25 protein-coding genes are annotated in these 23,987 nt (G+C 40.2%); 20 read left to right on the top strand and 5 right to left on the bottom strand.

The features are described 5' to 3' along the window. Positions 1-8 precede the first annotated feature (8 nt). The 6 genes from ACZ5C4_RS18185 to ACZ5C4_RS18160 all read left to right on the top strand — a co-directional run bounded on the left by ACZ5C4_RS18185 (position 9) and on the right by ACZ5C4_RS18160 (position 6,350). A complete protein-coding gene (locus ACZ5C4_RS18185; protein WP_464522234.1) occupies positions 9-899 on the top strand; it encodes a dihydrodipicolinate synthase family protein in 891 nt (296 codons plus the stop codon). A 26-nt stretch (positions 900-925) separates the two neighbouring features. After that, positions 926-1,840: a 2-hydroxy-3-oxopropionate reductase gene (garR, locus tag ACZ5C4_RS18180; protein ID WP_464522233.1), complete on the top strand. Its 915-nt coding sequence runs from the start codon at positions 926-928 to the stop codon at positions 1,838-1,840. Positions 1,841-1,844: 4 nt separating this feature from the next. Next, on the top strand, positions 1,845-2,756 hold the full coding sequence (locus ACZ5C4_RS18175; protein WP_464522232.1) for a LysR family transcriptional regulator: 912 nt from the start codon (positions 1,845-1,847) through the stop codon (positions 2,754-2,756). A 579-nt stretch (positions 2,757-3,335) separates the two neighbouring features. Continuing rightward, complete coding sequence (locus ACZ5C4_RS18170) at positions 3,336-4,115, top strand: nucleoside hydrolase (protein WP_464522231.1); 780 nt, start codon at positions 3,336-3,338, stop codon at positions 4,113-4,115. Positions 4,116-4,118: 3 nt separating this feature from the next. Then, on the top strand, positions 4,119-5,066 hold the full coding sequence (locus ACZ5C4_RS18165; protein WP_464522230.1) for a nucleoside hydrolase: 948 nt from the start codon (positions 4,119-4,121) through the stop codon (positions 5,064-5,066). A gap of 81 nt (positions 5,067-5,147) precedes the next feature. Beyond that, entirely contained in the window at positions 5,148-6,350 is a 1,203-nt protein-coding gene (locus ACZ5C4_RS18160) for a helix-turn-helix domain-containing protein (RefSeq protein WP_464522229.1), read from the top strand. A gap of 92 nt (positions 6,351-6,442) precedes the next feature. On the opposite strand, the gene ACZ5C4_RS18155 is transcribed toward ACZ5C4_RS18160, so the two are convergent. Continuing rightward, positions 6,443-7,054, bottom strand: coding sequence for a DUF1989 domain-containing protein (locus ACZ5C4_RS18155; RefSeq protein ID WP_464522228.1), 612 nt, complete (start codon positions 7,052-7,054; stop codon positions 6,443-6,445). 226 nt (positions 7,055-7,280) lie between these two features. Between ACZ5C4_RS18155 and ACZ5C4_RS18150 the strand changes: the two genes are divergently transcribed. Next, the gene (locus ACZ5C4_RS18150) at positions 7,281-8,438 is read left to right on the top strand and encodes an MFS transporter (RefSeq protein WP_464522227.1); all 1,158 of its coding nucleotides are present in this window, start codon (positions 7,281-7,283) and stop codon (positions 8,436-8,438) included. Here the strand turns inward: ACZ5C4_RS18150 and ACZ5C4_RS18145 are convergent. Further along, complete coding sequence (locus ACZ5C4_RS18145; protein WP_464522226.1) at positions 8,433-9,068, bottom strand: Crp/Fnr family transcriptional regulator; 636 nt, start codon at positions 9,066-9,068, stop codon at positions 8,433-8,435. The genes ACZ5C4_RS18150 and ACZ5C4_RS18145 overlap by 6 nt on opposite strands. Positions 9,069-9,170: 102 nt before the next feature. Here ACZ5C4_RS18145 and ACZ5C4_RS18140 point away from each other — a divergent pair, with 102 nt between their 5' ends. Continuing rightward, a complete protein-coding gene (locus tag ACZ5C4_RS18140; protein ID WP_464522225.1) occupies positions 9,171-10,133 on the top strand; it encodes a ribokinase in 963 nt (320 codons plus the stop codon). Between the two features lie 168 nt (positions 10,134-10,301). On the opposite strand, the gene ACZ5C4_RS18135 is transcribed toward ACZ5C4_RS18140, so the two are convergent. Then, a complete protein-coding gene (locus ACZ5C4_RS18135) occupies positions 10,302-10,802 on the bottom strand; it encodes a QueT transporter family protein (protein WP_464522224.1) in 501 nt (166 codons plus the stop codon). Positions 10,803-11,171: 369 nt separating this feature from the next. Between ACZ5C4_RS18135 and ACZ5C4_RS18130 the strand changes: the two genes are divergently transcribed. Then, a complete protein-coding gene (locus ACZ5C4_RS18130) occupies positions 11,172-11,513 on the top strand; it encodes a nucleotidyltransferase domain-containing protein (RefSeq protein ID WP_464522223.1) in 342 nt (113 codons plus the stop codon). Positions 11,514-11,535: 22 nt separating this feature from the next. Continuing rightward, positions 11,536-11,916 (top strand): HEPN domain-containing protein, encoded by a 381-nt coding sequence (locus ACZ5C4_RS18125; RefSeq protein WP_464522222.1) that lies wholly within the window; start codon positions 11,536-11,538, stop codon positions 11,914-11,916. 66 nt (positions 11,917-11,982) lie between these two features. Here ACZ5C4_RS18125 and ACZ5C4_RS18120 read toward each other — a convergent pair whose 3' ends face one another. Then, positions 11,983-12,168 (bottom strand): helix-turn-helix domain-containing protein, encoded by a 186-nt coding sequence (locus ACZ5C4_RS18120; RefSeq protein WP_464522221.1) that lies wholly within the window; start codon positions 12,166-12,168, stop codon positions 11,983-11,985. Between the two features lie 208 nt (positions 12,169-12,376). Here ACZ5C4_RS18120 and ACZ5C4_RS18115 point away from each other — a divergent pair, with 208 nt between their 5' ends. The 8 genes from ACZ5C4_RS18115 (at position 12,377) to ACZ5C4_RS18080 (ending at position 20,304) form a co-directional block, all read left to right on the top strand. Beyond that, entirely contained in the window at positions 12,377-12,562 is a 186-nt protein-coding gene (locus ACZ5C4_RS18115; RefSeq protein WP_464522220.1) for a plasmid mobilization protein, read from the top strand. A gap of 138 nt (positions 12,563-12,700) precedes the next feature. Beyond that, positions 12,701-13,936, top strand: a complete 1,236-nt coding sequence (locus ACZ5C4_RS18110) for a PucR family transcriptional regulator (protein WP_464522219.1) — start codon at positions 12,701-12,703, stop codon at positions 13,934-13,936. Between the two features lie 194 nt (positions 13,937-14,130). Then, a complete protein-coding gene (locus ACZ5C4_RS18105) occupies positions 14,131-15,813 on the top strand; it encodes an OPT/YSL family transporter (protein ID WP_464522218.1) in 1,683 nt (560 codons plus the stop codon). A 36-nt stretch (positions 15,814-15,849) separates the two neighbouring features. Continuing rightward, entirely contained in the window at positions 15,850-16,929 is a 1,080-nt protein-coding gene (locus tag ACZ5C4_RS18100) for a DUF917 domain-containing protein (RefSeq protein WP_464522217.1), read from the top strand. A gap of 47 nt (positions 16,930-16,976) precedes the next feature. Continuing rightward, positions 16,977-17,915, top strand: coding sequence for a DUF1177 domain-containing protein (locus ACZ5C4_RS18095; protein ID WP_464522216.1), 939 nt, complete (start codon positions 16,977-16,979; stop codon positions 17,913-17,915). A gap of 13 nt (positions 17,916-17,928) precedes the next feature. After that, positions 17,929-18,615 carry an AroM family protein gene (locus tag ACZ5C4_RS18090; protein ID WP_464522215.1) on the top strand — a complete coding sequence of 229 codons (687 nt, stop codon included), beginning with the start codon at positions 17,929-17,931 and terminating at the stop codon, positions 18,613-18,615. A gap of 8 nt (positions 18,616-18,623) precedes the next feature. Next, a complete protein-coding gene (locus ACZ5C4_RS18085; protein ID WP_464522214.1) occupies positions 18,624-19,568 on the top strand; it encodes an aminopeptidase in 945 nt (314 codons plus the stop codon). A gap of 76 nt (positions 19,569-19,644) precedes the next feature. Continuing rightward, the gene (locus tag ACZ5C4_RS18080) at positions 19,645-20,304 is read left to right on the top strand and encodes an aspartate/glutamate racemase family protein (protein ID WP_464522213.1); all 660 of its coding nucleotides are present in this window, start codon (positions 19,645-19,647) and stop codon (positions 20,302-20,304) included. Positions 20,305-20,354: 50 nt separating this feature from the next. Here ACZ5C4_RS18080 and ACZ5C4_RS18075 read toward each other — a convergent pair whose 3' ends face one another. Further along, the gene (locus ACZ5C4_RS18075; RefSeq protein ID WP_464522212.1) at positions 20,355-21,104 is read right to left on the bottom strand and encodes a DUF554 domain-containing protein; all 750 of its coding nucleotides are present in this window, start codon (positions 21,102-21,104) and stop codon (positions 20,355-20,357) included. Between the two features lie 609 nt (positions 21,105-21,713). On the opposite strand from ACZ5C4_RS18075, the gene ACZ5C4_RS18070 reads away from it, so the two are divergent. After that, entirely contained in the window at positions 21,714-21,908 is a 195-nt protein-coding gene (locus ACZ5C4_RS18070) for an ABC-three component system protein (protein ID WP_464522211.1), read from the top strand. Further along, positions 21,895-23,961: a GmrSD restriction endonuclease domain-containing protein gene (locus ACZ5C4_RS18065; protein WP_464522210.1), complete on the top strand. Its 2,067-nt coding sequence runs from the start codon at positions 21,895-21,897 to the stop codon at positions 23,959-23,961. Before ACZ5C4_RS18070 ends, ACZ5C4_RS18065 begins: the two co-directional genes overlap by 14 nt. Positions 23,962-23,987 lie beyond the last annotated feature (26 nt).

Here is a 23,987-nt window from a genome sequence, read left to right as displayed (position 1 = left end):
TGATAAATATGTTATGTATACCGAGAGGAATCATTCCGCCTATGATTACACCGATCAAAGAAAATGGAGAAGTCAATTATACAGTACTGCGTCAGTTGACAAACCATTTGATCGAACAGGGGGTGCATGGATTATTTCCATTGGGAACTACGGGAGAATTCTATGCTTTTGATGAATGTACATATAGAAAAATTTTAGAGACTGTAATGGATGAGACAGCCGGTCGCGTGCCAGTATATGCAGGCGCAAACAATATTACGACAAGAGGGGTGAGTCGGCTGATTCGAATTTGTGAAGAAGTGGGAGTGGATGCAGTGTCGGTTTTGACACCCATGTTTATTTCACAGACTCAGGAAGAAGTGTATGCTTATTTTACAGAAATTGCAGCAAATACACATCTTCCAATTATCATGTATAACAATAAGCCCAAAACAAATGTAACGATAGAACCTGACACAGTAGCAAAGCTTGCCCGAATTGACAATATCATTGCTATAAAAGACAGTACAGGAGATATGACAACTACAGCGGAGTATATTCGTTTGACGAAGGAGAACCCAGGTTTTCATGTACTGATGGGCAGAGATACATTGATATATGCCGCTTTATGTTATGGCGCTAGCGGAGCAGTGGCATCCTGTGCAAATGTTGCCCCTAAAATAGCTGTCGCTATATATGAAAAATACATGTGCGGGGACCTTACAGGAGCGCTGGAAGCGCAGTTTAAACTAGCTCCTCTCAGGATTGCGTGCGGCATGGGAACATTTCCAGCGGTTATCAAAGAGGGGCTTGTACAACAGGGAATAGCAGTGGGAAAATGCCTTTCACCTATTTCGGAGCTGAGTGGAGAGGAAAAAGAGAAACTGCATATAGTATTGGAAAAAATGGACTTGGTATAAAATGATATTAAAAGGAGAGAACAATTATGAAGGTTGGATTTATCGGACTTGGAATTATGGGGAAACCAATGAGTAAAAATTTGATTCGCGCCGGTTATGAATTGGTTGTATGTGATTTTAATAAAGAAGCGGTGCGGGAACTGATAGATTTTGGAGCGACAGCCGCATCATGCGGCGCTGAAGTTGCAAGAGAGTGTCAGGTGATCATCACAATGTTGCCAAATTCGCCACATGTGCGTGCGGTCGCATTAGAGAAAAACGGAATTATCGAAGGTGCAAAAGAGGGAAGTGTGTTGATAGATATGAGTTCTATTGACCCAACACAGAGCAGAGAGATATGTAAAACACTTGCAAAAAGAGGAATTGAGATGTTGGATGCTCCAGTGTCAGGTGGAGAACCGAAAGCAATAGATGGAACGATTTCTGTTATGGTGGGAGGAAAAAAAGAAATATTTGATAAGTATTTCGCACTTTTAAAAGCAATGTCAGGTTCTGTTGTATATGTAGGTGAAATTGGTTCAGGGAATGTAGCTAAACTGGCAAATCAGATTATCGTTGCGTTAAATATTGCCGCAGTATCAGAGGCATTGACATTAGCGAAAAAAGCAGGGACAGATCCGGAACTTGTATATCAGGCGATCAGAGGTGGTTTGGCTGGCTCAACGGTTTTGGACGCAAAAGCCCCAATGATGCTGGAAAGAAATTTTCAACCGGGATTTCGCATTGAACTACACATGAAAGATCTGGACAACGCTTTACATACTTCTCATGCTGTAAATGCTTCTCTTCCCCTGACAGCCAGTGTTATGGAAATACTGCAGGCGCTGAAGGCAGAAGGTTTAGAAAAAGAGGATCATAGTAGTATTGTAAAATATTATGAAAAAATAGATAGGATAACAGTTTCTCCTGGTGTTGCAGAGACAACGGTAGGAAAGGAATAGCCAATTGGACATTAAGTATTTGAATTATTTTATTGAGATAGCAAAAAAGAAAAATATTACAAAAGCTGCTGAGGCATTATATATATCACAATCTTCGTTAAGCCAGTATCTGGCAAGATTGGAACAGGATATAGGAGCAGAACTTTTTGTTCGCACGAAGGGGGAACTTGTTCTAACGACTGCAGGAAAACTATATCTGGATGCGGCAAGCGAGGTGGTACAGATTAGAAATAGTCTGTACCATAGTATTTATAATTTAAATAACAGTGGTCATATTTCTATTGGCGTCACATCAATATTTGCTCTTCAGATGTTAGCGGATATTGTTCCAAAGTTTAAAATGCGGTATCCGGATGTTTTGTTGGATATTACAGAGATGGGAGTGCCTTCCCTTACAAACAGGCTACTGGAAGGGCGGATAGACTGTGGGCTTCTGGCGCTGAACAGGACGACGCAGTTTGATAAAAAACAGTTTGTTATACTACGGGAAGAAGCAATTTTATTCGCAGTTCCAGAAGACTTTTCCTATTGTGTTCAAAATCCGGGGAATTGGATCACTTTTAAAGAAATTATGGAACACTTTAAAATGCAGTATTTTTTACTTCCGCGGAAAGGCTCTACACTGCGGTATTCTGTGGATAAGATTTTTGGAAATGAGGGGTTTATTCCCCATGTTTTGTGCGAGATTAATAATATACCTACGGTAAAAGACATGATAAAAAAAGGAATAGGTGTGACCTTTCTGGGGGAGTCCTGTTCAGGTGACAGCAAAGGGATCAAATATTATCGGACAGACCCGAAGCTTTCCCGTTATAATGTATTCGTTATGAGTAAAACATGGCAGCATTTAGAGCCACAGGAATTTCTCCAGAATGAAATTTTAAATTATTATACAGAAGAATACTGGCGTCTGTAGAGAAGATAAAAATAAGCAAATCTAAAATGAGATGATTTAATAAAGTATGTCAAAAATCAGGAGATATCCACAAACAAGAGGATAAACTCCTGATTTTTCTATTATAAGTGAACTGTGTATATATTAACTACGTCATTTGTCATTTAGTTAGAAAAACGTAAATATTCAACAGAGAAACTTGGAGAATGCAAAATAAAATGTATTAATAAATATGAAATAAATTACAAAATGTAAAGGAGAGATAAAAATGGATTGTGAATATTGCAGTAAAAAAGAACACCATATTGCGGTAGAAACTGGAGAAGTAGGACGGCATGTGATTCACAACATGGCGCGAGGGCAACGCTTCATCATCTAATCAGATGATTTTGTGACACCCCCTTCATACATAAAAAATAGTCAATTGTATAGACACTAGTCGTTTTAAACTAGCAGAACAAGAATTTATAAAAATCTTTCTTAAATATAAATAGTTTTTTTAAAATTTTTTTACACTTGGGTCAATTGACCTGTTTATTTACTGTTCTCTAAATTACTCTAATATTAGCAGAAAAAAACTAAAATGTATAAGGAGGTACTATGAAACAGATTATCATTGACACAGACGGTAACATAGAAGCAATGGATGCTTTGAAAACTGCCCTCAACACGGAAAATATATGTGTAGAAGCAGTAACAACAGTGGCATCAGGGCTTACTGTAGAGGAGGCAGCCAGCAATGTACTGGTTACGATGGAGTCTGAAGGCTTCAGTAATGTGGAGGTCTACAAAGGCTTAACAAGACCTATGGTAGGCACAAGATGTACTCGGAAACTGAATACACATAAGCTGATTGGAACAAGGTTGGAAAAAACCCCAAATAAAAAATCAGCTGTTGATGTAATGATTGAATTGGCGGAGAAAGGAAATGTTGAAATTATCACAATGGGTCCATTAACTAATGTTGCCTTAGCATTTGCGAAGAATCGAAAAGCGATGCTGAATGTAAAGAAAATTACCATGCTCGCAGGAATGGTATTTCATGGTGATGTAGGACCGTTAAGTGAATACAATTTTTATATGGATCCCTATTCAGCCGATTTTATTTTTAAGACAAGAGTACCGATTACGATTCTTCCAATTGAAGTAGGTACATATAGCGAAAGAATGAAGTATGCGCTAAATCCGGAACTGATAACTAAAAAGTACGATTCTTATACTCGGATTGATGTAGACGGTGAATATACATATGGAGCAAACATTAATGATGTCCGCGATCGGAGTCGGCAGGAGTTTGTTGCACAAAGTAATGTAATGTATCCGTTCAACTGTACACTTGTTGTAGATAACAGCAAAGAAGAAATCACAATGGAGGCGTAAGGTATGATAAAATTAATAATAGATACAGACTGTGGCTCTGATGACGCAGTAGGTTTGGTAATGGCATTGAGAGATCCGAACATTAAAGTTTTAGCTTTTACAATTCCATCAGGGAACTGTGAGATGAATCAAGCAGCTGAAAACTGTCTGCAAAGTATTCTGTATGCAGACACATACAAACCACCGGTATATAAAGGCACTTGTCTGCCGCTGTGGACTGATTATGAAAACGCAGAGCAGGTACATGGCATTGATGGCATGGGAGACTGTGACTGGCTGAGGAAACCGACGGATACTACCGAAGAAGAACACGCTGTGGATGCGATGCTTCGTATGATTCGGGAAGGTGATGGAGACATTGAAATCATGGCAATAGGACCACTGACGAACATTGCATTAGCTATGATGCTGGAACCGGAAACCATGAGGAAAGTTCCCAGAATTACAATTATGGGAGGTGCTCACCCATACAACAATCCTCACACAACCAGTGCAGAGTTCAATATCATGTGTGATCCGGAAGCGGCTAAAATAGTTTTTGAATTTGGAATTCCAATTTTGCTGAATTCACTGGAAGCATGCTGGTATGATATGAGATTTTCTGAGGAAGATATTGCAAGGTTTAAAGCAGTAAATGAACTTGGCGCTTTCTGTATGGATATTAATCGTACAATTATTGATCTTTCTAGAGAACTGCATGACGGAGAAGGCAGCATGGATCTTCCGGACGCGGCGGCGTTTACATGTCTTGTACGCCCGGATCTGATCAAGGTCGGATTTGAGGCTTATACGAGAATCGAAACAAAAGGCACATATACAAGAGGAGCTACAATCTTTGAGACTGCAGAACATCATTATAGTGAAGATTACAAGCCAAATTCCTATGTAGTGACTAAAATGGACGGTGTAGGATTTAAAAATTATTTGGAAGAATTAATTACAAACAAATAAAGTAGGATATGAGAGATCTTCTCCGTGTAGAGAGGATCTCTTCTGTTTATTTAATTTAAGCCCGTATGGAGGTGGCGGTATATGGGAATGAGATGTTACGATGTCTTGGATATTCCGTTTCTTACAAATATCATACTGGCAGGAGGAAAAAGCGGACTAAACCACAGTATCTTTTGGGTTCATCTGGCAGAATCAACAGAGAATGAAAAAGAATTATTTTCCTTGCTTAAACCGGATGATTTTGTGATGATTAAAGGGCCATTTTTAGGAAAGGCCCAAGCATGTCTTCTACACATTATGGAAAAAGCGGTAGAACTGAAATTAGCGGGAATTTTACTTTTTAAGAGTATATACTGTCATGAGATTCCGGAACAGATGATAAAAATGGCAGATGAAAATGAAATACCATTATTTTGGCTGAATGAAACATGTAGTATGGCTATTGAAATACAGTATTACATGGTTAGAATGATTATGAATAATGAGAATAGCCAGAATAATTTGTTTGAAAAAATTATAAAAGATATTTATTATGGTACGGTCGAAGATGAAAAACTGCGCATGAAACGTTCTTACTATATGGGGTATAATTTACAGCAGAAACATATAGGAGTTTCTGTTGCGGTTTTGTCAGAAAACGGAAAATATATTTCTCTGGATCAAGCGATTGCGGATGTTTTTCAGGCTGTCTTTGAAGGATACGCAGGCAAAGAAATTCTGGCTCTTGTACAGGCCCATAGTTTGATTTGCCTTTTACCATTTGACGCAGATGAGGAAAGGAAGTTTCCCAATGTATGTGAAAAAGCGATTAAGAAGATAAAACAAAGATATCCTGATGTTTATATTGTTATAGGAATCGGGCAGGAGAAAGAAAACGTCAACTGCTTTAAAGAAAGTATCTGTGAAGCAGAGAAAATTGTTGAGGTAATGAGAAGGAGAAAACAATACGATCAGGTGCGGATATACCATGAGATGTATACTTTCTTATTGTTGTATCAGGTACGACGTGAGCCAAATGCTGCTTTGCTCTGCCAAAAACTATTTAATCCTTTATGGGAATATGATAAGCATTATGGAAGCAATCTTTTTGGAGTACTTAAAATATACTTTGAAGAAGGACGAAACACTGTTCAGACAGCGAAAAAAATGTTCATGCACCGGAATACCCTGCTTTATCAGTTGAATAAAATAGAAGAATTGACAGGATTGGATCTGAAAAACTCAGATGATGAATTTGAATGCAGGATGGGATACTACCTTTTAGAAATAATGGACAGAAAATAGAGGTTCCATACGAAAAGGCGCTGAAACATAAATGTGAATCAACGCCTTCTTTTTCTTACCCTTAATAAGAGGAGCATTTACTTCTTTTATTTTTACTCTTCTGAGACGATAATTTTAATGTCTGTGGACCTGCCGCCGTTAAATCCAAGACAGGTGAATGGACAGGCTGAAACAGCTACAACGGAATTTTTGAGGAATTTTAGACGAATGTAATCCCCTGGTTTGGAATGTTTTAATTCTGTTCCCTGGCCGCCGGCAGCAATAGCATTCATATCCGGTGTGTTTTGGAATAGATTCCACGGATCAGGGATACGCCATTCTTCAATGCCAAAAGGTGCCAGATTTTCACAGAAGTTTTGCTGACAGGAACGATGCTCGGAACTTTCGCCATAACGTACATATTCGGCGCTGTCGCATGCAGCATATGTGGAGTCGTGGACGCCGAAAGTATCTTCCTCTATGTAGAGAATCGGCTGATTAAAGTTTGTCACCAGAGTATCTCCTTTGGTGAAGCGGTTTCTTCTCAGGCCAAGACGACAACGGGACATGGAGAGATACTCTTTATAATCAGGTTTACAAAAGGCCATAAAATCAACTACCTGCTCTCCTTCTACATCGATAACAGTTACAAGTTGACCAGCTTTTACTTCAAATGCGCGGCCATAGCTTCCGGGAATCAAAATTTCTTCAACTGTTTTACTCATATGTTTACCTCCGGTATTTTGAAATGACAATGTGTTGTCTGTACGGTATCAGAATATCGTAAACAAATGATAATGAAAAGATACGTACTGCACAATATAATTTGTATAGAATGCACATAGTTTATAGAACTAAACGGGTCAATTGACCCCTTAATTAGGATGAGAGAATTGTATAATAAAAAACAGCTGAAACCATTTAAAATTTTTAAATAAAGGAGGAATACTTATGAAACATATTTTGGAAAAAGGGGGAATATTATCCTTATCATTGCTGCTTGTATCTACATATTCCGTATCTACGGCAATTCCTGGTATGATCGATTTTTATGATGGGTATTCAAGAAGTCAAGTTGAGCAGTTGATTTCCATATCTTCAATAGCGGTTACATTGGTAATTATACTAAATCCCTTGATTTCTAAAACAATTAATGAGAGGAAAAGTATTGTTATTGGCCTGTTGTTACTTACTTTAGGAGGTATAGCACCTGTATTTACACAGGAATATGCGTTTGTTTTTATAGCGCGACTGATTCATGGAGCAGGTATTGGTCTGATGAATGTATATGCAATTGATATTATTAACGAACGTTTTGAAGGCGATGAACGTTCGGCTATGCTTGGTTACCGAGGCTCATCAGAAATAGTGGGTACTGTTATTTTAACCTTGAGTGCAGGATGGATTTTAGGGGCCGGTCTGGATTGGCAGTACTGTTTCTTAATTTATTCTTTTGGATTTGTTGTTTTGCTCATTTATTTTTTGTTTGTGCCAAATACGGAAAAGAAACAGAAAATATACAACGAAAAGACGGCTGAAAATAAATACAAAGGAAAAGATCTGATAAAAGGCTATATTGTTTGCGGTCTTTTAGGAGCACTTTTCGTGGGAATCAATACTTGTAATACTATGAGAATCCCCAGTCTGGTTATCGAAAAAGGAATTGGAACAGATGCACAGTCAAGCCTGATATCAAGTGTTATGATGGTGACAGGAATCATTGCCGGAATTGCTTTTGGAAAGCTTTTGCAGATTTCAAAAGGTTATCTTCAAAAAATAGGATTATTTGTTTTAGGAATTGGTTTAATTATCATGGCCGGAGCAGGAAACATGTTCATTCTTGGTCTTGGAGCAATTGTCACAGGATTTGCCTTTAATATTTTGATTACAACTGTGTTTGAGGGTATTTCAGAACAATTTCCGCCATATGCAATAACAATGGCAACTACCTGTACATTAGTAGGGTGTAATCTGGGCTCCTTTGCCTCGTCTTACGTATTAAATATAATTGATTTAATAAATAACAAAATGTCTATGTCATTCATTGTATTTGCCGTACTTGCAGTTATTGTCGGTATTTTTACATCAAAGAAGTCGGCCGTATCATAACTGAAGCATCGTATTATAATTTGAAATTTCTTCCAGAAAGGGTCGGTTTAAAATGTGGATTTGTTTTCCCGTGATTTGGATACAACCACATTCTATCAATGAAGCAAGAGCACGGTTTACACTGCGGATGGGGGTTTTGGCCAATGAGGAGATATTCTTTTTGGTCAAAACATCCAAAGCACTTGCATCGGCATATGCAAGAATGGAGTAGGCGACACGTTCTTTTACACTGCACATCTGGAGAAGGGCAGCGGTTTTTGAATGATAGCGTAATTCTTCTGCTAGATATTCAATGAGTTCTAAAGCAAAATCAAAATCTAGCTTCATCCATTCTAAAAGATACTTTTTGTGTATAATATAAACGGTACTTTTTTTTACGGCTATAACTTCAACAGTTTTGAGATCCTTACAAAAAATTTCCAGTTCACCAAAGATATCACCTGAATGATAACTTCCAATAAAAGCCATTGTTCCATTATAATTTTCCATATTGGCGGTGCAGGAACCGGATTCTATAATATACATATTGAGATTTTCACTACCGGCTGTAAAAATATACTCTCCTTTTTCGTAAGTATGCCGAATAAGAAAAGGCCGTATTTGTTTTGGAATGTGCGAAATTGCTTTCAATATAGTTCACCTCCCTTTATACTGAGAAAGAAAATTCAGATAATTTATTATACCATTAGAAAGATGGAGTTAGAAGAGTAAAAATTACAAGAGGTAAGAGAAATGAAAATAATATCTTTTGGTTCAATAAATTTTGATAAAGTATATCAGGTTGATAGGTTTGTTTTACCCGGTGAAACTATTCTTGCAAAGGATATTCAGACAAATATAGGGGGAAAGGGACTGAATCAGTCAGTAGCTGCTTCAAAAGCAGGAATTCAGGTTTTACATGGAGGAGCAGTTGGCGAGGATGGAGAAGCCATTATTGAGTTTATGCGAAACATGGGAATAGACACCTCTATGATAGAGCATCTTCCGGGGCCAAGCGGACACGCTATAATAGAAGTTGATAGTCATGGAAATAATCGAATTATCGTGTGCGGAGGTACAAATCAACAACTGTCTAAAGCATATATTCATAAAGTTTTAAAACGAATGGGAGAAGAGGGGGATATTGTTCTTTTACAAAATGAAATTAATTGTGTACCATACATTATTCATCATGCGCATGAATTGAAAATGAAGGTGGTGTTTAATTGTTCGCCAATTCCTCAAAATGTTAGTGAACTACCTTTAGAGGAGGTGGACTATTTGATAGTGAATGAAGTGGAGGGGGCTGCAATTACAAATATACCAGCAAAGCAGATGAATTTTGAAAAGATACTACATGCTTTGTCTCAAAAATATCCAAAGGCAGCAGTGATTTTAACTTTAGGCAATTTTGGCGTTATGTGCAAATACGGAAACCACATATGTAAGCAAAATATTTATCGTGTTCCGGCTGTAGACACAACGGCAGCCGGAGATACGTTTTGCGGATATTTTTTAGCATGTGTTTGTAAAGGCTATAAGATACAGGAATGCTTAAAAATATCGTCAGCCGCTTCAGCTATCGTAGTATCCAGACAAGGGGCGGCGTCTTCGATACCTGACAAAGATGAAGTTTTGAAATTTATAAGTCAGTATGTAGAACATGGAGAGAGCTGTATAGCATCAAAGGCATATAAAAGGAGGAGAGGTGTTTAAGAAAAAGAATCACTTCATCCTTGAAAATTAAGAGACATAGGAACATGTATGTTAACAATTGAGGTTTCTTTCTATATGGTCATATCGAGTTTAATTTAACTTTGCTAAATTTATAGTGAAATACGCCATTTTCAAAAAGATAAACAAAGTATTTGTAGAAATTTATTTTTAAAACTTGCTTTTGAATAAAATATGTTTATATTTATTCAATGCCGTATAAAGTACGATTCCGAGAACACCGCAGGAAACAATTTCTCCGATTCCAACTGTCAGCATCATAAACGGAATGGGAAAAGGAAGCTGGTATCCATATTTCAGTACGAAGGGTACGATCGAAATATTGGAGACAATCGGAGGAAGAGGGGCAAGAAACTTGTTCAGATTGCGAATTTTCCATGTAAAAAACGCACCGATCAAAGTTGCCAGACTGCCGAAAATAACATCTGGTATGATGCATCCGCCAAGAATATTACTGAGCAGACAGCCGATAAATAGTCCTGGAATTGCCGCAGGGGTAAATACTGGAAGAATAGTCAGTGCCTCTGAGATACGGACTTGGACTTCTCCATAGGAAAAAGATGCGCCAAGCAGTGTGAGTACGGTGTAGACAGCGGCAATCATAGCCGCCTGTGCCATAAAAAGCACTTTGGTTTGCTGTAGATTTTTCATTTTTGTTCTCCTTTAGTTTTGTTTTACGTGTGGAAGGTCTCGAACACACGATTCATTTCCGCGCAACAATGAGTCATGCGGATATGCTTGCATATCCATTTGGCGAATGTCGCGGGAGTCAAATACCTATGGTATTTGGCTAACGCCGAAAATCGGCGGCAAGCCCGAAAAGACCTTATTTTTAGGGCTTTGTTACGGTTGGTAGTATAACATGATGATTTGAGAAAAGCAAGAGAGAAGAGTCTCAAAAGTGATTTTGTCCAAAATTTGTCCAAAATGGGAATGGGGGCAGATATTTGGGATAAAAGTATATTAAAAAAGCTATATTTGTGATATGGTTATAATAGAATAATGGAGGAGGGTGTCATAATGCCAACAGCAACAAGTAATTTGCTGAATCAATATGTTGAGCTGCTCTGCCAGATATATGGAAAGCATCTAAAAACAGTTATACTGTATGGCTCTTATGCGAGAGGTGATTACAGGGACGATTCGGATATAGATATCATGGTGCTTTTAGATCTGGAGGAGATGGATATAAAAAAGTACCGGCATGAGTTGTCGGGAGCAACGTATGATTTTAATATGGATCATGATCTGGACATCAAGCCTATAGCTAAAAGTAAAGAGTATTTTGATAAATGGGTGGAGGTATATCCCTTTTATTCCAATGTACAAAAAGAAGGGGTGAAGTTGTTTGACGTAGCATAATGAAAAGGGGACAAAGCAGGATTTGGTCTTATATCGACTTGAAGCTGCTAAGAGTGATATAAAATCAGCGAAGATCCTTTTAGAAGCAGGAGAATTTCGCGGAGCGAATAACAGGGCGTATTATGGTATTTATCATGCTGTTTCAGTAATCCACGCTTTGGATGGCAACGCATATAAAAGGCATAAAGACGCTTTGGCGAACTTTAACAAAAATTATATTAAAACAGAAATATTTCCCAGAACACTGGGAAGAAAGATCGCTGAAGCAGAAGAAATACGGCACGCCAGTGATTACGATGACTTCTATATTGCAACACGCGAAGAAGCTGAGGAACAGATAACTACGGCGGAAGAACTGGTCGTGCAGGTTCAAAAGTATGTGACAGATAAGATGGGGCGATAAAAGCGGCAAAATATATTGAAATTTTAACGTGCGATCCGGGCTGGATAAAAGCCCGGATTTTTTGCTCTACAGGTTACTTTTCCGCCTTATATATTCATCGACTGCTTCTCCGGGTATCTTCCATATCCTCCTGATTTTAAAGGCTTTTATCTCTGCACTGTTTAACAGTGTATAGGCAGAGTTACGCCCGATTGAAAGCAATTCGCAAAACTCGTCTATGGTTATCAAATCCAACTGTTCATTTTGATACATGTTTTTTCCTCCCTGATCATTTGAATATTTTAAGTTTATGTTAGTGCAGGATAATTTAAAAAAAGTGTACGACATTTTTGTAATCTTGTTGATATATATGAAAATGTAGATCATAGACAGATAACCAAAGCTAAGCTGTAAGTTCAAAGTAAACAACTAACATACAGAATAATAACTATAGATAATCAATAATGATCAGGAGGAAAAAATGAGAAGTGATACAAAGATTGAATTTAGATGTAAGAGTAAGGAACGAGAAAGGGTAAAGAAAAATGCAGAAAAGCAGGGGATGAGTGTTGGAGACTATCTTCTTAATTCTACTATTTATAAAAAAGGAAGAAGTGGATTGAATACGAGGGAAAAGGCGGCAAGCCTGAAAAGACCTTATTTTTAGGGCTTTGTCACGGTTAGTAGTATAGCATGAGAGATGTAAGAAATCAAGACAGCATAGATAAAAATCTCCGCATACCCATTGAAAAACACAAGACAAAATGGTATCGTATAGAAATTAAAGCAAGAGGGAAGTGATAGTATGAAGCTGACTGTAAATGATATAAAAATATTATGGGAAAATGGACAGGCAGAGCTGGTGGCAGGAAAGGAAGGTCTTGACCATGCTGTTGTGGCCTATGATATGATGGAGCAGCCGGATATCAAACCGTGGATTCGGGAGGATACATTGCTGATTACTACCGGTTATGCCATCCGAAACAATAAGGAGAAGCTTCTGGGCCTTATCCGGGATCTACATGAGGCGGATGCTGCAGCGCTGGCCATCAAAACACGTTTCTTTGAGCATTTCCCGAAGGAAGCATTAAAACTAGCAGATGAGCTACATTTTCCCCTCTTTTTTTTGAACAATGCCCTGGGCTTTATTGAGACGGTGTACCCTGTTATGGTTGCTATTGTGGAGGCGAAGAATGGAGTGGAAATGCAGACACGCTACCAGATAGGGCAGGTGGAAAAAAAGGAGCTGGACCGGAAGTTTTATTTTGAACTGGTGCAAGAGAAATTTGAACGAGAGGAAGAAGCGCAAATCAGAGCGAATTCTCTCTATTGGCCAATGACACCGGCAAGGTTACTGGAGATTTGCCCGCGGTATCCGCAGAGAGAATGGTTTGGAGAGAAAAAAGAAAAAGCAGAACAGGCGACGGAAGTATTTTTCAGAAAACAAAACGCTGCCTATACAATAATTTCTTTCCCAGAGAAAACGGTGATACTGTTTTGTGAGCCAGAACGGATTCTGCCGTTTAAGGAGGCTTTAAAAAATCATATAGAAAACCTGGAAAAGATAATCGAAACCGATCTTTATATACCTGTCTCAGACAGAATAGACAGATATCTGGGGATGTCGGAAGCTGCCAGACAGATATCCAGACTTTCACAGATAGCCGGAAAACTTTCTGTGAAGCAGAAAGTTCTGTGGCGAGAAGAACTAAAGTATGAAGAGATGCTGCTGGAAATTTCCAAACTTCCGCAGGTGAGGAGCTATGTGAAAGAACGATTGTACGTCTTAGAAGAATACGACAGGCAGCATGGCACCGATCTTATGGAGACGTTAGAAGTGCTGCTGCGAAATGGCGGCTCCAAAAAACAGACGGCGGAAACATTGTATCTTCACAGAAATACAATGATGTATAGAGTGAAAAAAATGGAAGAGATACTAAAATGTAATATGGGGGATTTCAAAACTATACAGGAATTGGCATTTACTTGTCTGGTGCGAGAGTATTTAACAGAAAACAAAGAGGAGGGATACAAATTATAATAAAAAATGTGCATTGAGCACAAAAAGTCTGACGAAATATTGGTTTTGGAGAATAAAGACTTTGTTTAGATAAAGTGTTAAAATAAAAAAGTGTTAAGCCAATGTGGGTGACCTCACATTGGCTTTCTTTGTACTTAAATGTCTTTTTGCCCTGAAAAGAGTAAAAAGCAGAGTGAGAGAAAAGGAGGAGAAAAATGGACGAAAAAAAAGAAAAAATGTATGAACAGCTGCATATTACAGCGGCAGAACATCCTAAGGCATTAGCCCCACATATTCTCATATTGAATATCGTTATGAGCGTACTTGGCGCGATCATAGGACTGGAACTAATCGTACGTACGGGAGTGGCTCCTAATACATCAATTGTCGGAGCGCTGTTTGCGATTATACTTTCTAGAATACCCCTGGCATTTTTACGGAAATACAGAAGTATTCACAGCCAGAATATGATCCAGACATCTATATCAGGAGCTACATTTTCAGCAGCCAACAGTCTGCTCCTTCCCATAGGTATTCCAGTTATCATGGGGCGGGAGGATTTGATGTTTCCAATGCTGATCGGTGTATTTATTGCAACGATCATTGATGCGGCGATTCTTTATAAGACGTTCGACTCGGAAATGTTTCCGGCAGAGGGGGCATGGCCTCCAGGAGTAGCTTCTGCACAATCTATCCTGGCAGTTGTAGAAAAAGGGAAAAAAGCTATGCTGCTTTTGGCAGGAATGGTAATTGGTGTCGGTGGTAAGGTGATTGGCATCCCGACAGATCTTCTCGGCGTGTCCTGGTTTGGCGATTTTGCGGCTATGGCAGCTCTCGGCGTTGGAAGTGTTGTCATCGGCGTTCTCAATACGAATGGCTTTATTATCGATATTTTCGGAAAGAGCTTCCCGATTTTGACGAATATTTTTGGAGAAAATGCAGATCTCATGTCACAGACAATGTTTAAGTATATGCCGCATGGTATCATGATCGGTGCCGGTCTGATTGCTCTTCTCCAGGTTTGCAGAATGTTGTTTTCCAGAAAGGGAGAAGATGCAAGTGCAGCGGGAAAATTTAGCCGTAGTATGGGAAATATGAAGAGCGCACTCGGCTGGGGATATGTAGCATACTTTGTTGTAGCGATCGCTCTTGCAGTGATTACAGGTATCTGGTCGGATATGACCCCATTTAAACTGGTGATCTGGATTATTTATGCGGCATTTGCGGCGATTGCTTCCGAACTGATCGTAGGTATTTCTGCAATGTATTCAGGATGGTTCCCGGGATTTGCGACGGCACTTATTTTTCTTCTGGTCGGCATGCTGATTGGCTTCCCCAGCATGCCTCTGGCTGTACTTGTAGCCTATACAGCGGCGACAGGGCCGGCATTCTCTGATATGGCGTATGACTTAAAGTGTGGCTATATCCTCAGAGGCAATGGACAAGATCCCGAGTTAGAAAAAGTAGGAAGAAAACAGCAATTTATTTCAGAAATTGTTGGATTTACAGTTGCTTTTGTTATGGTAGCGCTTCTCGCACGTACATACTTTTCACAAGGGTTGTTTGCACCGGTAGATGCTACTTTTGCGGCAACGATTGAAGCAGGCGCAGGAGGAGCAGTTGCAAAATGGCTTCTTATATGGGCAATTCCGGGGGCAATTATTCAACTGCTCGGCGGCTCCAGGCAGGTGGGAATCCTTTTTGCAACCGGTCTTCTCGTAGGAAGCACCATCAATGGTCTTACGATTATCGTTGCATTGATTATCCGTGCGGTTCTTGTTAAGAAAAATAAAGAAAACGAGCATACACTCAATATTCTGGGTGCGGGCGCGTTGGCAGGAGCAGCTCTATATAGCTTCTTTACAGCAACACTCGCTCTTGGAAGCAAAAAGAAATAGATTATAATTTAATTAAAGAAAGAAGGGGATTTTCAAATGGAGAGGAAGGAAGGACGAAAACTTACAGCGGAAGTACTAGATGATATTCTCACAGGCGGAACCATCCTCGGCGGAGGTGGAGGCGGAGATCCGGTCAAGGGAAGAAAATATGCAAAGATTGCAGTGGAATATACAGATCTTCGTCTCGTGCCGATTGACGCGATCGATGAAGACGCGGTACTTCTGACAGCGTCCCTGGTGGGGGCGCCAAACGCAAAAGACCAGTTTATGACAGCAAAGGATCTTGCTTATACTATCGAAATGATCCAAAAGAATACAGATTTGAAGCTGGGCGGTATCATTACGAATGAACAAGGAGGAGAGGCGTCGGTAAATGGTTGGATTCAGGCAGCTATTTCCGGACTTCCTCTTGTAGACGCCCCATGTAATGGACGTGCCCATCCTACCGGTGTTATGGGAAGTATGAACCTGCATAAGCAGAAAGAATATAAGACAGTACAGGCATGTGTGGGAGGCAATCCGGAGACCGGAAGCCATGTGGAGTGCTTCTTTGAAGGGAGTATCGAGCATACCTCAAGACTGGTGCGGATGGCTTCCATTGAGGCAGGCGGCTTGGTTGCGGTGGCAAGAAATCCGGTGACGGCTGCGTATGCAAAGGAAAACTGTGCTGTTGGCGGCGTAAGCTTTGCTATTGAGACAGGAAAAGCTTTTCGCAGAGGCCTGAAGACTTCTGTAGAGGAAGCGGTTAAGAGCGTATGTGAATTTTTAAATGGATCTGTTCTTGCAAGAGGAGAAGTATCAAAGTTTTCCATTGAGACAACAGGGGGCTTTGACGTAGGATATGCAGAAGTAGACGGCTGTCAACTGACCTTTTGGAACGAATATGCCACAGCAGAAAGAGACGGAAAACGACTTGCCACTTTCCCGGATCTTATTATGACGATCAACGCAAAGACTGGTGAACCTGTGACGACAGCCATGATGGAGGAAGGACTAGACGTATATGTAATCGGGACAGATAAGAAAAATCTAAAGCTGTCCGCTACTATGTTTGATCCGGAACTTTTGAAGCAGACGGAAGAGGTAGTAGGAAAAGAAATGGTAAGGTATCTGTAAAAGGCAGATCAACATAATAAAAGAAAAGCGAAAAGGAGAATAAGACAATGTTGATGAAACAAATCATGGAAGCATATGACATTTTGGATGATGGAAATGTGACCGGAAAAAAAGTGGAAGAATATTTAAGAGGTATAAAACCGGATGCAGATATTGAAGTATATGAACTGCAGGGGCCAAAAGGTTCTACAGACATGCTCAAGGTGCGTATCCCTGGCTCTAAAGGAAAGACAAACGGGGGAACCGCGCCGACGATAGGACTTCTTGGAAGATTGGGAGGAATCGGAGCGCGTCCGGAAAGAATCGGATTTGTATCAGACGGTGACGGAGCGCTGGCTGCCGTTGCCCTTGCCGCGAAACTTCTGGATATGCAGAATAAAGGAGATATGCTGGAGGGAGACGTGCTGATTTCTACACACATTTGTCCGGACGCACCGACACAGCCGCATGATCCGGTTCCGTTTATGGGCTCTCCGGTAGAGATGGCACAGGTGAATAGAGAAGAAGTGTCAGACGATCTGGATGCAATTCTTTCTGTGGATACAACCAAGGGAAATCGTGTCATCAATACAAGAGGCTTTGCGATTTCTCCGACAGTAAAGGAAGGGTATATTTTGAGAACATCAGAAGACCTGTTAGATTTGATGCAGATTACTACGGGGAAGCTTCCCTATGTATTTCCACTGGCAACGCAGGACATTACCCCCTACGGAAATGATATCCATCACATCAACAGCGTGCTTCAGCCATGTACGGCAACGAAAGCTCCGGTCGTAGGAGTTGCCATTACAACAGAGGTTATGGTGCCTGGATGTGCAACAGGGGCGACCCATGCGGCAGATGTAGAGGAGGCGGCAAGGTTTATGCTGGAAGTAGCCAAGGCGTTCGGAAGTGGAAAGTGTAAATTCTATGATGAAGAAGAATATGCACGTATTATTAAACTGTATGGAACTATGAACCATTTACAGACACTGGGGAAAGAATAAGAGGTGAATACAGATGAAGATTGGTGCGATTACAATTGGGCAGGCGCCAAGAACAGATGTAACGGCAGATATTATGGATATTTTTGAAGGACAGGTTGAGCTTGTGCAGGCAGGCGGCCTGGATGGACTGACGCGGGAAGAGATTGCGGCATTTCAGCCGGAAGAGGGAGATTATGTACTGGTTTCCCGCCTGACGGACGGTACTTCTGTAACCTTTGCGGAACGCTATATTCTGCCTCGTCTCAAAGAGGCGATTGATGAGATGGAAGAGAAGGGCTGCAAGCTGATTATGTTCTTCTGTACAGGAAAATTTCCGGACACATTGACCTCCAAGAGAATTCCACTTATTTATCCCTGTGACATTTTAGAACGGCTTGTTCCCCTGATGACCAAGAAATCCCATATTATCTGCATGACCCCGTCTCCTTTACAGCTTGCACAGACAGAAGATAAATGGAAACAGTATGTGGACAAGGTGACTTCTATTGCGGCTTCTCCCTATGGCGCGTGGGAAGACCTGGAAAAGGCGGCAGAACAGGCGAAAGATACGGAGGCGGATCTGATCGTTTTGGACTGCATTGGATACACCCAGGAAATGAAGCGTATGTTCGAAGAGAAAACCGGAAAAATGGTTGTTCTTCCGAGGACACTTCTCGCACGTGTTGTAGCAGAACTGACAGATTTAAAGAAGAGAGGGTAAAAAAGACAATGGAAAATTTAGTAAAGATTGCAGAACAAGTCCTTGTTTCCTGCCTGGGAGTAAAGAAAAATGAAGCTGTTCTTGTAATCACAGATGACACAAGAAAAGAAATCGGAGAGGCAATCTATGAGGCAGCCTGCCATCTGGGCTGTGAAGGTATGCTATTTGTTATGAAAGAAAGAGAAGTCAGTGGGCAGGAGCCGCCAAAGGCAGTGGCGGAGGCTATGAAAGCGGCAGATGTTGTGATTGCACCGACTGCAAAATCCCTCACCCATACCAGAGCAAGAATCCAGGCTGCGGAGGCAGGAACCAGGGTTGCGACAATGCCAGGGATCACCAGGGAGATGTTCAGTAAAGGCGCTATGACGGCAGATTACGGAGCAGTAGAAAAGCTGACGGCAAAGATTACAGACATGCTGACAAAGGCAGACAGCGCAAGAATTGAAAAAGATACAGCAGTCTTACATATCAACTTAAAAGGCAGAAAGGGGGTTCCAAGCCCGGGCGTATATAAAGAAGCTGGAAAATGTGGGAACCTGCCTTCCGGTGAGGCATATATAGCCCCATTAGAGGACGGCTCTGACGGGGAAATGATTATAGATGGTTCTATGGTAGGCATCGGAAAGCTGGAAAGTCCTCTGCATATGAAGATCAGCGAAGGGAAGCTTCGTCAGGTAACGGGTGAAGAAAGTGAGAAGCTGGATATTTTGCTGAAAAATGAAGTGAACGGGACTCTGTGCGAGCTGGGAATCGGGACGAATGAAGCCGCAGTGTTAAACGGGATTATCCTAGAGGATGAAAAAGTATATGGAACGGTGCATATTGCATTTGGAACCAATATATCTTTTGGCGGAGTGAACAAAGCAGAGTGCCATATGGACGGTATTATCCTGAAGCCTACACTTTATCTTGACGATATACTTGTCATCAAGGAAGGCGTTTTTCAGGTATAGAAAACAGGCTCCGCAGTAAAAAACTGCGGGGCTTTTCATTATATAGGCAACTTTGTCCTATAGAGGAGGAAAAGAAATGAGTAAACAAGGAAAAAAATTTAAAGTTGGTCTTATTCGTGTTCTGACCTGTGAGGATACAGAAGTGTTGTATTCCCATCAAAGGCAGATTATGGAGAAATTCCCCACCCTTGATGTGGAGACAAGGTGTATTCCAGATCAGCCGGAAGGAATACACAGTCCGGAGCTTTGTGAGATGGCAATTCCTAAGATTGTAGATACAGCAAAAGCTTTTCGAGATGTGGATATGATTATTGTAAGCTGTGCGGATGACCCGGGCGTGCGGCAGATACGAGAGGCGCTGCCTGGTATTCCGGTAACTGGCGGCGGAGAAACAACCGTAGCCCTGGCTATGCGGTATGGGTCGAAGATTGGTGTTTTGGGGATTACAGATTATGCGCCGGATGCTTACAAAAGACTTCTGGAGGGAAAAATGATTCTGGAAAAGCCGGAAGGGGTAGACAGTACATTGGATTTGATGATACCAGAGGGAAGAAAACAGGTGATTGCTTCCGGAAAAAAGCTGAAGGAAAAGGGCGCGGAGGTAATTGCTCTTGCATGCACAGGCATGGCGACTATAGGCGTGGCAAAAGAATTGGAAGAAGCTACAGGACTTCCGGTTATAGACCCCGTATTGGCAGAGGGACTTTTTGCTTACTATGAGAGTATCCGGCGGTAGAAGCAGGAACAATCTGCCGTTTTCAGGATGTTACTCCTTCTTTTCGGGGTTCAGGAGAAGAAATTAGCTGCGGCAGGGAAAAAATACCCCAGGAGAAAGGTGAAAATCGGGAAGAAAAGGGCAGGCAGCATATTACCTACTTTAAAAATTTTCCCAAAAGTTGTGTTGATACCGATACAGAAGATGAGCGCAGCTCCTATGAAGGAAAGTTGTGTGATGAGCGTGTCGCTTACGAAAGAGCCGGCTGCGGCTGCAAGTACCGTAATACTTCCCTGATAGAAAAATATGGGAATGGCAGAGCAGAGGACGCCCTTCCCATAGACAGAGGCATTTACAAGAACAATGACAAAATCCAGGACGGACTTTGCCGTGAGCGTTGAAATATCGTGATGAACACCGTCCTCAATGGCTCCTACAATCGCCATAGCGCCAATACAGATGATCAGAGAGGTATTTACGAAACCATCTATAAAAGAGGAATCTCCGCGGGCATGGAAAAAGTCTCGGAGCCGTAAACCGAATCGTTCGATTTTTCCTTCAATATTAAGTAGTTCTCCGGTGAGAGAGCCAAGCGTCATAGAAAAAATCAGAAGCATGGTTCCGCGTGTCCCGATAGTTCCGTTTTCAATGGTCAGCATATAGGAAAGCACACCGGAAATACCAATAAAAAGAATAGCGATACCGCTTGCTTTCATAAGAATATCCTGTACATTTTCCCGCAGTCCTTTTTTGAAGAAAAGACCGAGGATACTTCCGATAATAACGAAGAGTGTATTGATAATAGTTCCAAGTCCAAACATGGTAGTCCTCCTTTATATGACACGCAGTTTTCCGGCAGTTTCAGACGACGGAAAAATACGCGGACTTTTACATTTTTTGACAAAGAATATTTTAACGAATCTATTGATAAAAGTAAACTCAAATTCGTTTATTGGAAATGCCACACGATAGCGCGTAGAAAATTGAAAAATATGAAAATTTGTGTTATACTCTTAAAAATATTTTATACCTTGTCGTCAAGTATGAATCTATTATAGGAAATTTGGATTTTTGAGGTTTGACTGTGATTGACCACGGTTTGACCTAAAAGGTCAAAGGAGACATGTCTTAGTGTATTTTCATGAGATAGCTGAAGAATTGAAGACGTACATAGCGCCGTCTGAGCGTGGCGGTATCTTTGTTGTGTAGCTTATTGGAGACACATTACGTGTCCCGATGACTGAAGAGAAAGAAAAATGGCCTTGTATGATAAGTTCAATCCATTGGCCAATGGATTAAACTTAAACATGCAAGACCAGATTTTTGAAGGGGAAAAGTTTATATCAAAGAATAGAGCTCATCAGCAGTAGAGATGAAGTTATCGTTGATGATATCCCGAATCTTCCGCGAAAATACAGAGAAAAGCATACTTGAGTGCCGAGAGTATACAACGTTTTATTAGCGAAGTGTATGAAGACGGTGAGAACCAGTTTGATATATTAAAAGAAGATGCTTTTGATGGAATTAAAACTACATATTATGATGATTTCGACAATGGATATAGGAAATTACTGGGTTTCTTACGGAGAAAAGAAGTAATGGAGGTACGGTATGGATGCACGTAAAGGCAATATCTATGAGATATTAAATGGAAATAAACAGTTTTTGATTCCGGTTTATCAGAGATTTTATAGTTGGGATATTGACCAGTGTAAAAGGCTTTGGAATGACATTGTAGAAATGCAGAGAAAAGGCAAAGTTGGTCATTTTGTTGGATCTATTGTTAATATTGCTGAACAAGCAATGCCAACAGGTGTTCAGAAGTATATGATTATCGATGGGCAGCAACGGATGACTACGTTAAGCCTTCTTCTCCTGGCTTTACGTGATTATGCAATAAAGAATCCGGATGATACAACAATTAATGCTCGTCGTATAGACAATATGCTTCTAAAAAACGAGTATGAAAGTGGTGATGAACGATATAAGTTACTGCTGACTGAAACAGATCGAGATATTCTCATAAGCCTTGTTGAGGAAAAGCCAATTGCAGAAGGTACTCGATCAAGATTGATTGAAAATTATAACTTTTTTGCCAATAGGCTGGCTGATAAAGAAATTCAGCTTGCAGAGGTATACGAGTCAATAGGAAAATTACAAATTGTTAATATCACATTAGATCGTGCTGTTGATGATGCACAGGCAATTTTTGAAAGTTTAAATTCTACCGGTAAGGAACTTTCTGAATCTGATTTGATTCGTAACTATGTTTTAATGGGACTAGAACCATCGGAGCAAACTTATGTATATGAACATCTTTGGCGGCCTATGGAACAACTGTTTATTTATGAAACGCAAGGAACAGTAATGGATGCTTTCTTCCGCCATTACTTGACCATGAAACTTTCTCGTATTCCAAAGCAAGGACGTGTATATGAAGAATTTAAGTTGTATCATTTGAATTGTGAATTTGGAACTATCAGAGAATTATGTCAAGATTTGCTGGATTATGCAAAATATTATACAAACATTGTATTCAAGCGAAATTCTGACACGGATTTAAAGAAGTTATATAAGGATATTATTGATTTAAGAATGGAAGTATCTTACCCATTTTTGTTGAAAATTCATCGTGATTGTACGGAAGAACTAATAACATTAGATGAGTTGAAGGAAATTCTGAAGCTTTGTATTAGTTATGTGTTGAGGCGTGCAATTTGTGAGATTCCGACTAATTCGATGAACAAAACCTTTGCAACGTTGAAGAATTATATTAGACTGGATGATTACCTGAATTCTGTTAAGGCGTTCTTTGTGATGCAGGATACTTATAAAGAGTTCCCGGATGATGATAAGTTCGAAGATGCGTTTGTAAGTCGTGATATTTATAACATGCGTGCTAGAAATTATATTCTCAGTCGCTTAGAAAACTCTGAAAATAAGGCTCCAATCATTATAGAGAATTACACTATCGAGCATATTATGCCGCAGAATAAAAACCTTTCTTCAGAGTGGCAAGAAGAGCTTGGCGCTGATTGGCGAGAAATTCAGAAAAAGTATTTACACACAATCGGTAATCTTACCTTAACTGCATATAACTCTGAGATGAGCGATAGACCGTTCCTGGAAAAGATGGACATGTCGGGTGGGTTCAAAGAAAGCGCACTTAGGCTTAATAAATATGTGGTTTTGCAAAATGAGTGGAATGAAAAACATATCCAAGAGAGAGCAAATGAACTAGCAAAGAAAGCAGAAGCTATTTGGCCATATCCATCTTTAACAGCGGCAGAGCTTGCACCATATCAGGTGGAAGAAAAACCAGTGCAGAAGTATTCTTTGGAAACATACGATGTAAATGCTTTTACAAGAATGTTATTCGAGTCTTTAGATAAGCGTATTATGAACTTATCTCCAGCTGTAAAGAAGGAATATAAAAAGTTATATGTGGCCTATAAGCTGGACACTAATTTTGTTGATATCGTTTTTCAGAAACAAAGGTTGCGCATTTCGATTAATATGAAGTTTTCTGAGATTAATGATCCTAATGGTATCTGTAAAGATATTACAGGCTTAGGGAGATGGGGAAATGGCGACGTAGAATTGTTTATGGAGCATCAGGATGAATTAGACCGAATTATGGAAATTGTGAAGCAATCTTTTGATGTACAAGCAGAATAGTTACTTTAAGACGTTGAAGGAGGCCT

Source organism: Mediterraneibacter flintii (assembly GCF_055387595.1).
The sequence above is the reverse complement of the archived record's forward strand: the minus strand, read 5'-3'. Positions and strand labels throughout refer to the sequence as shown.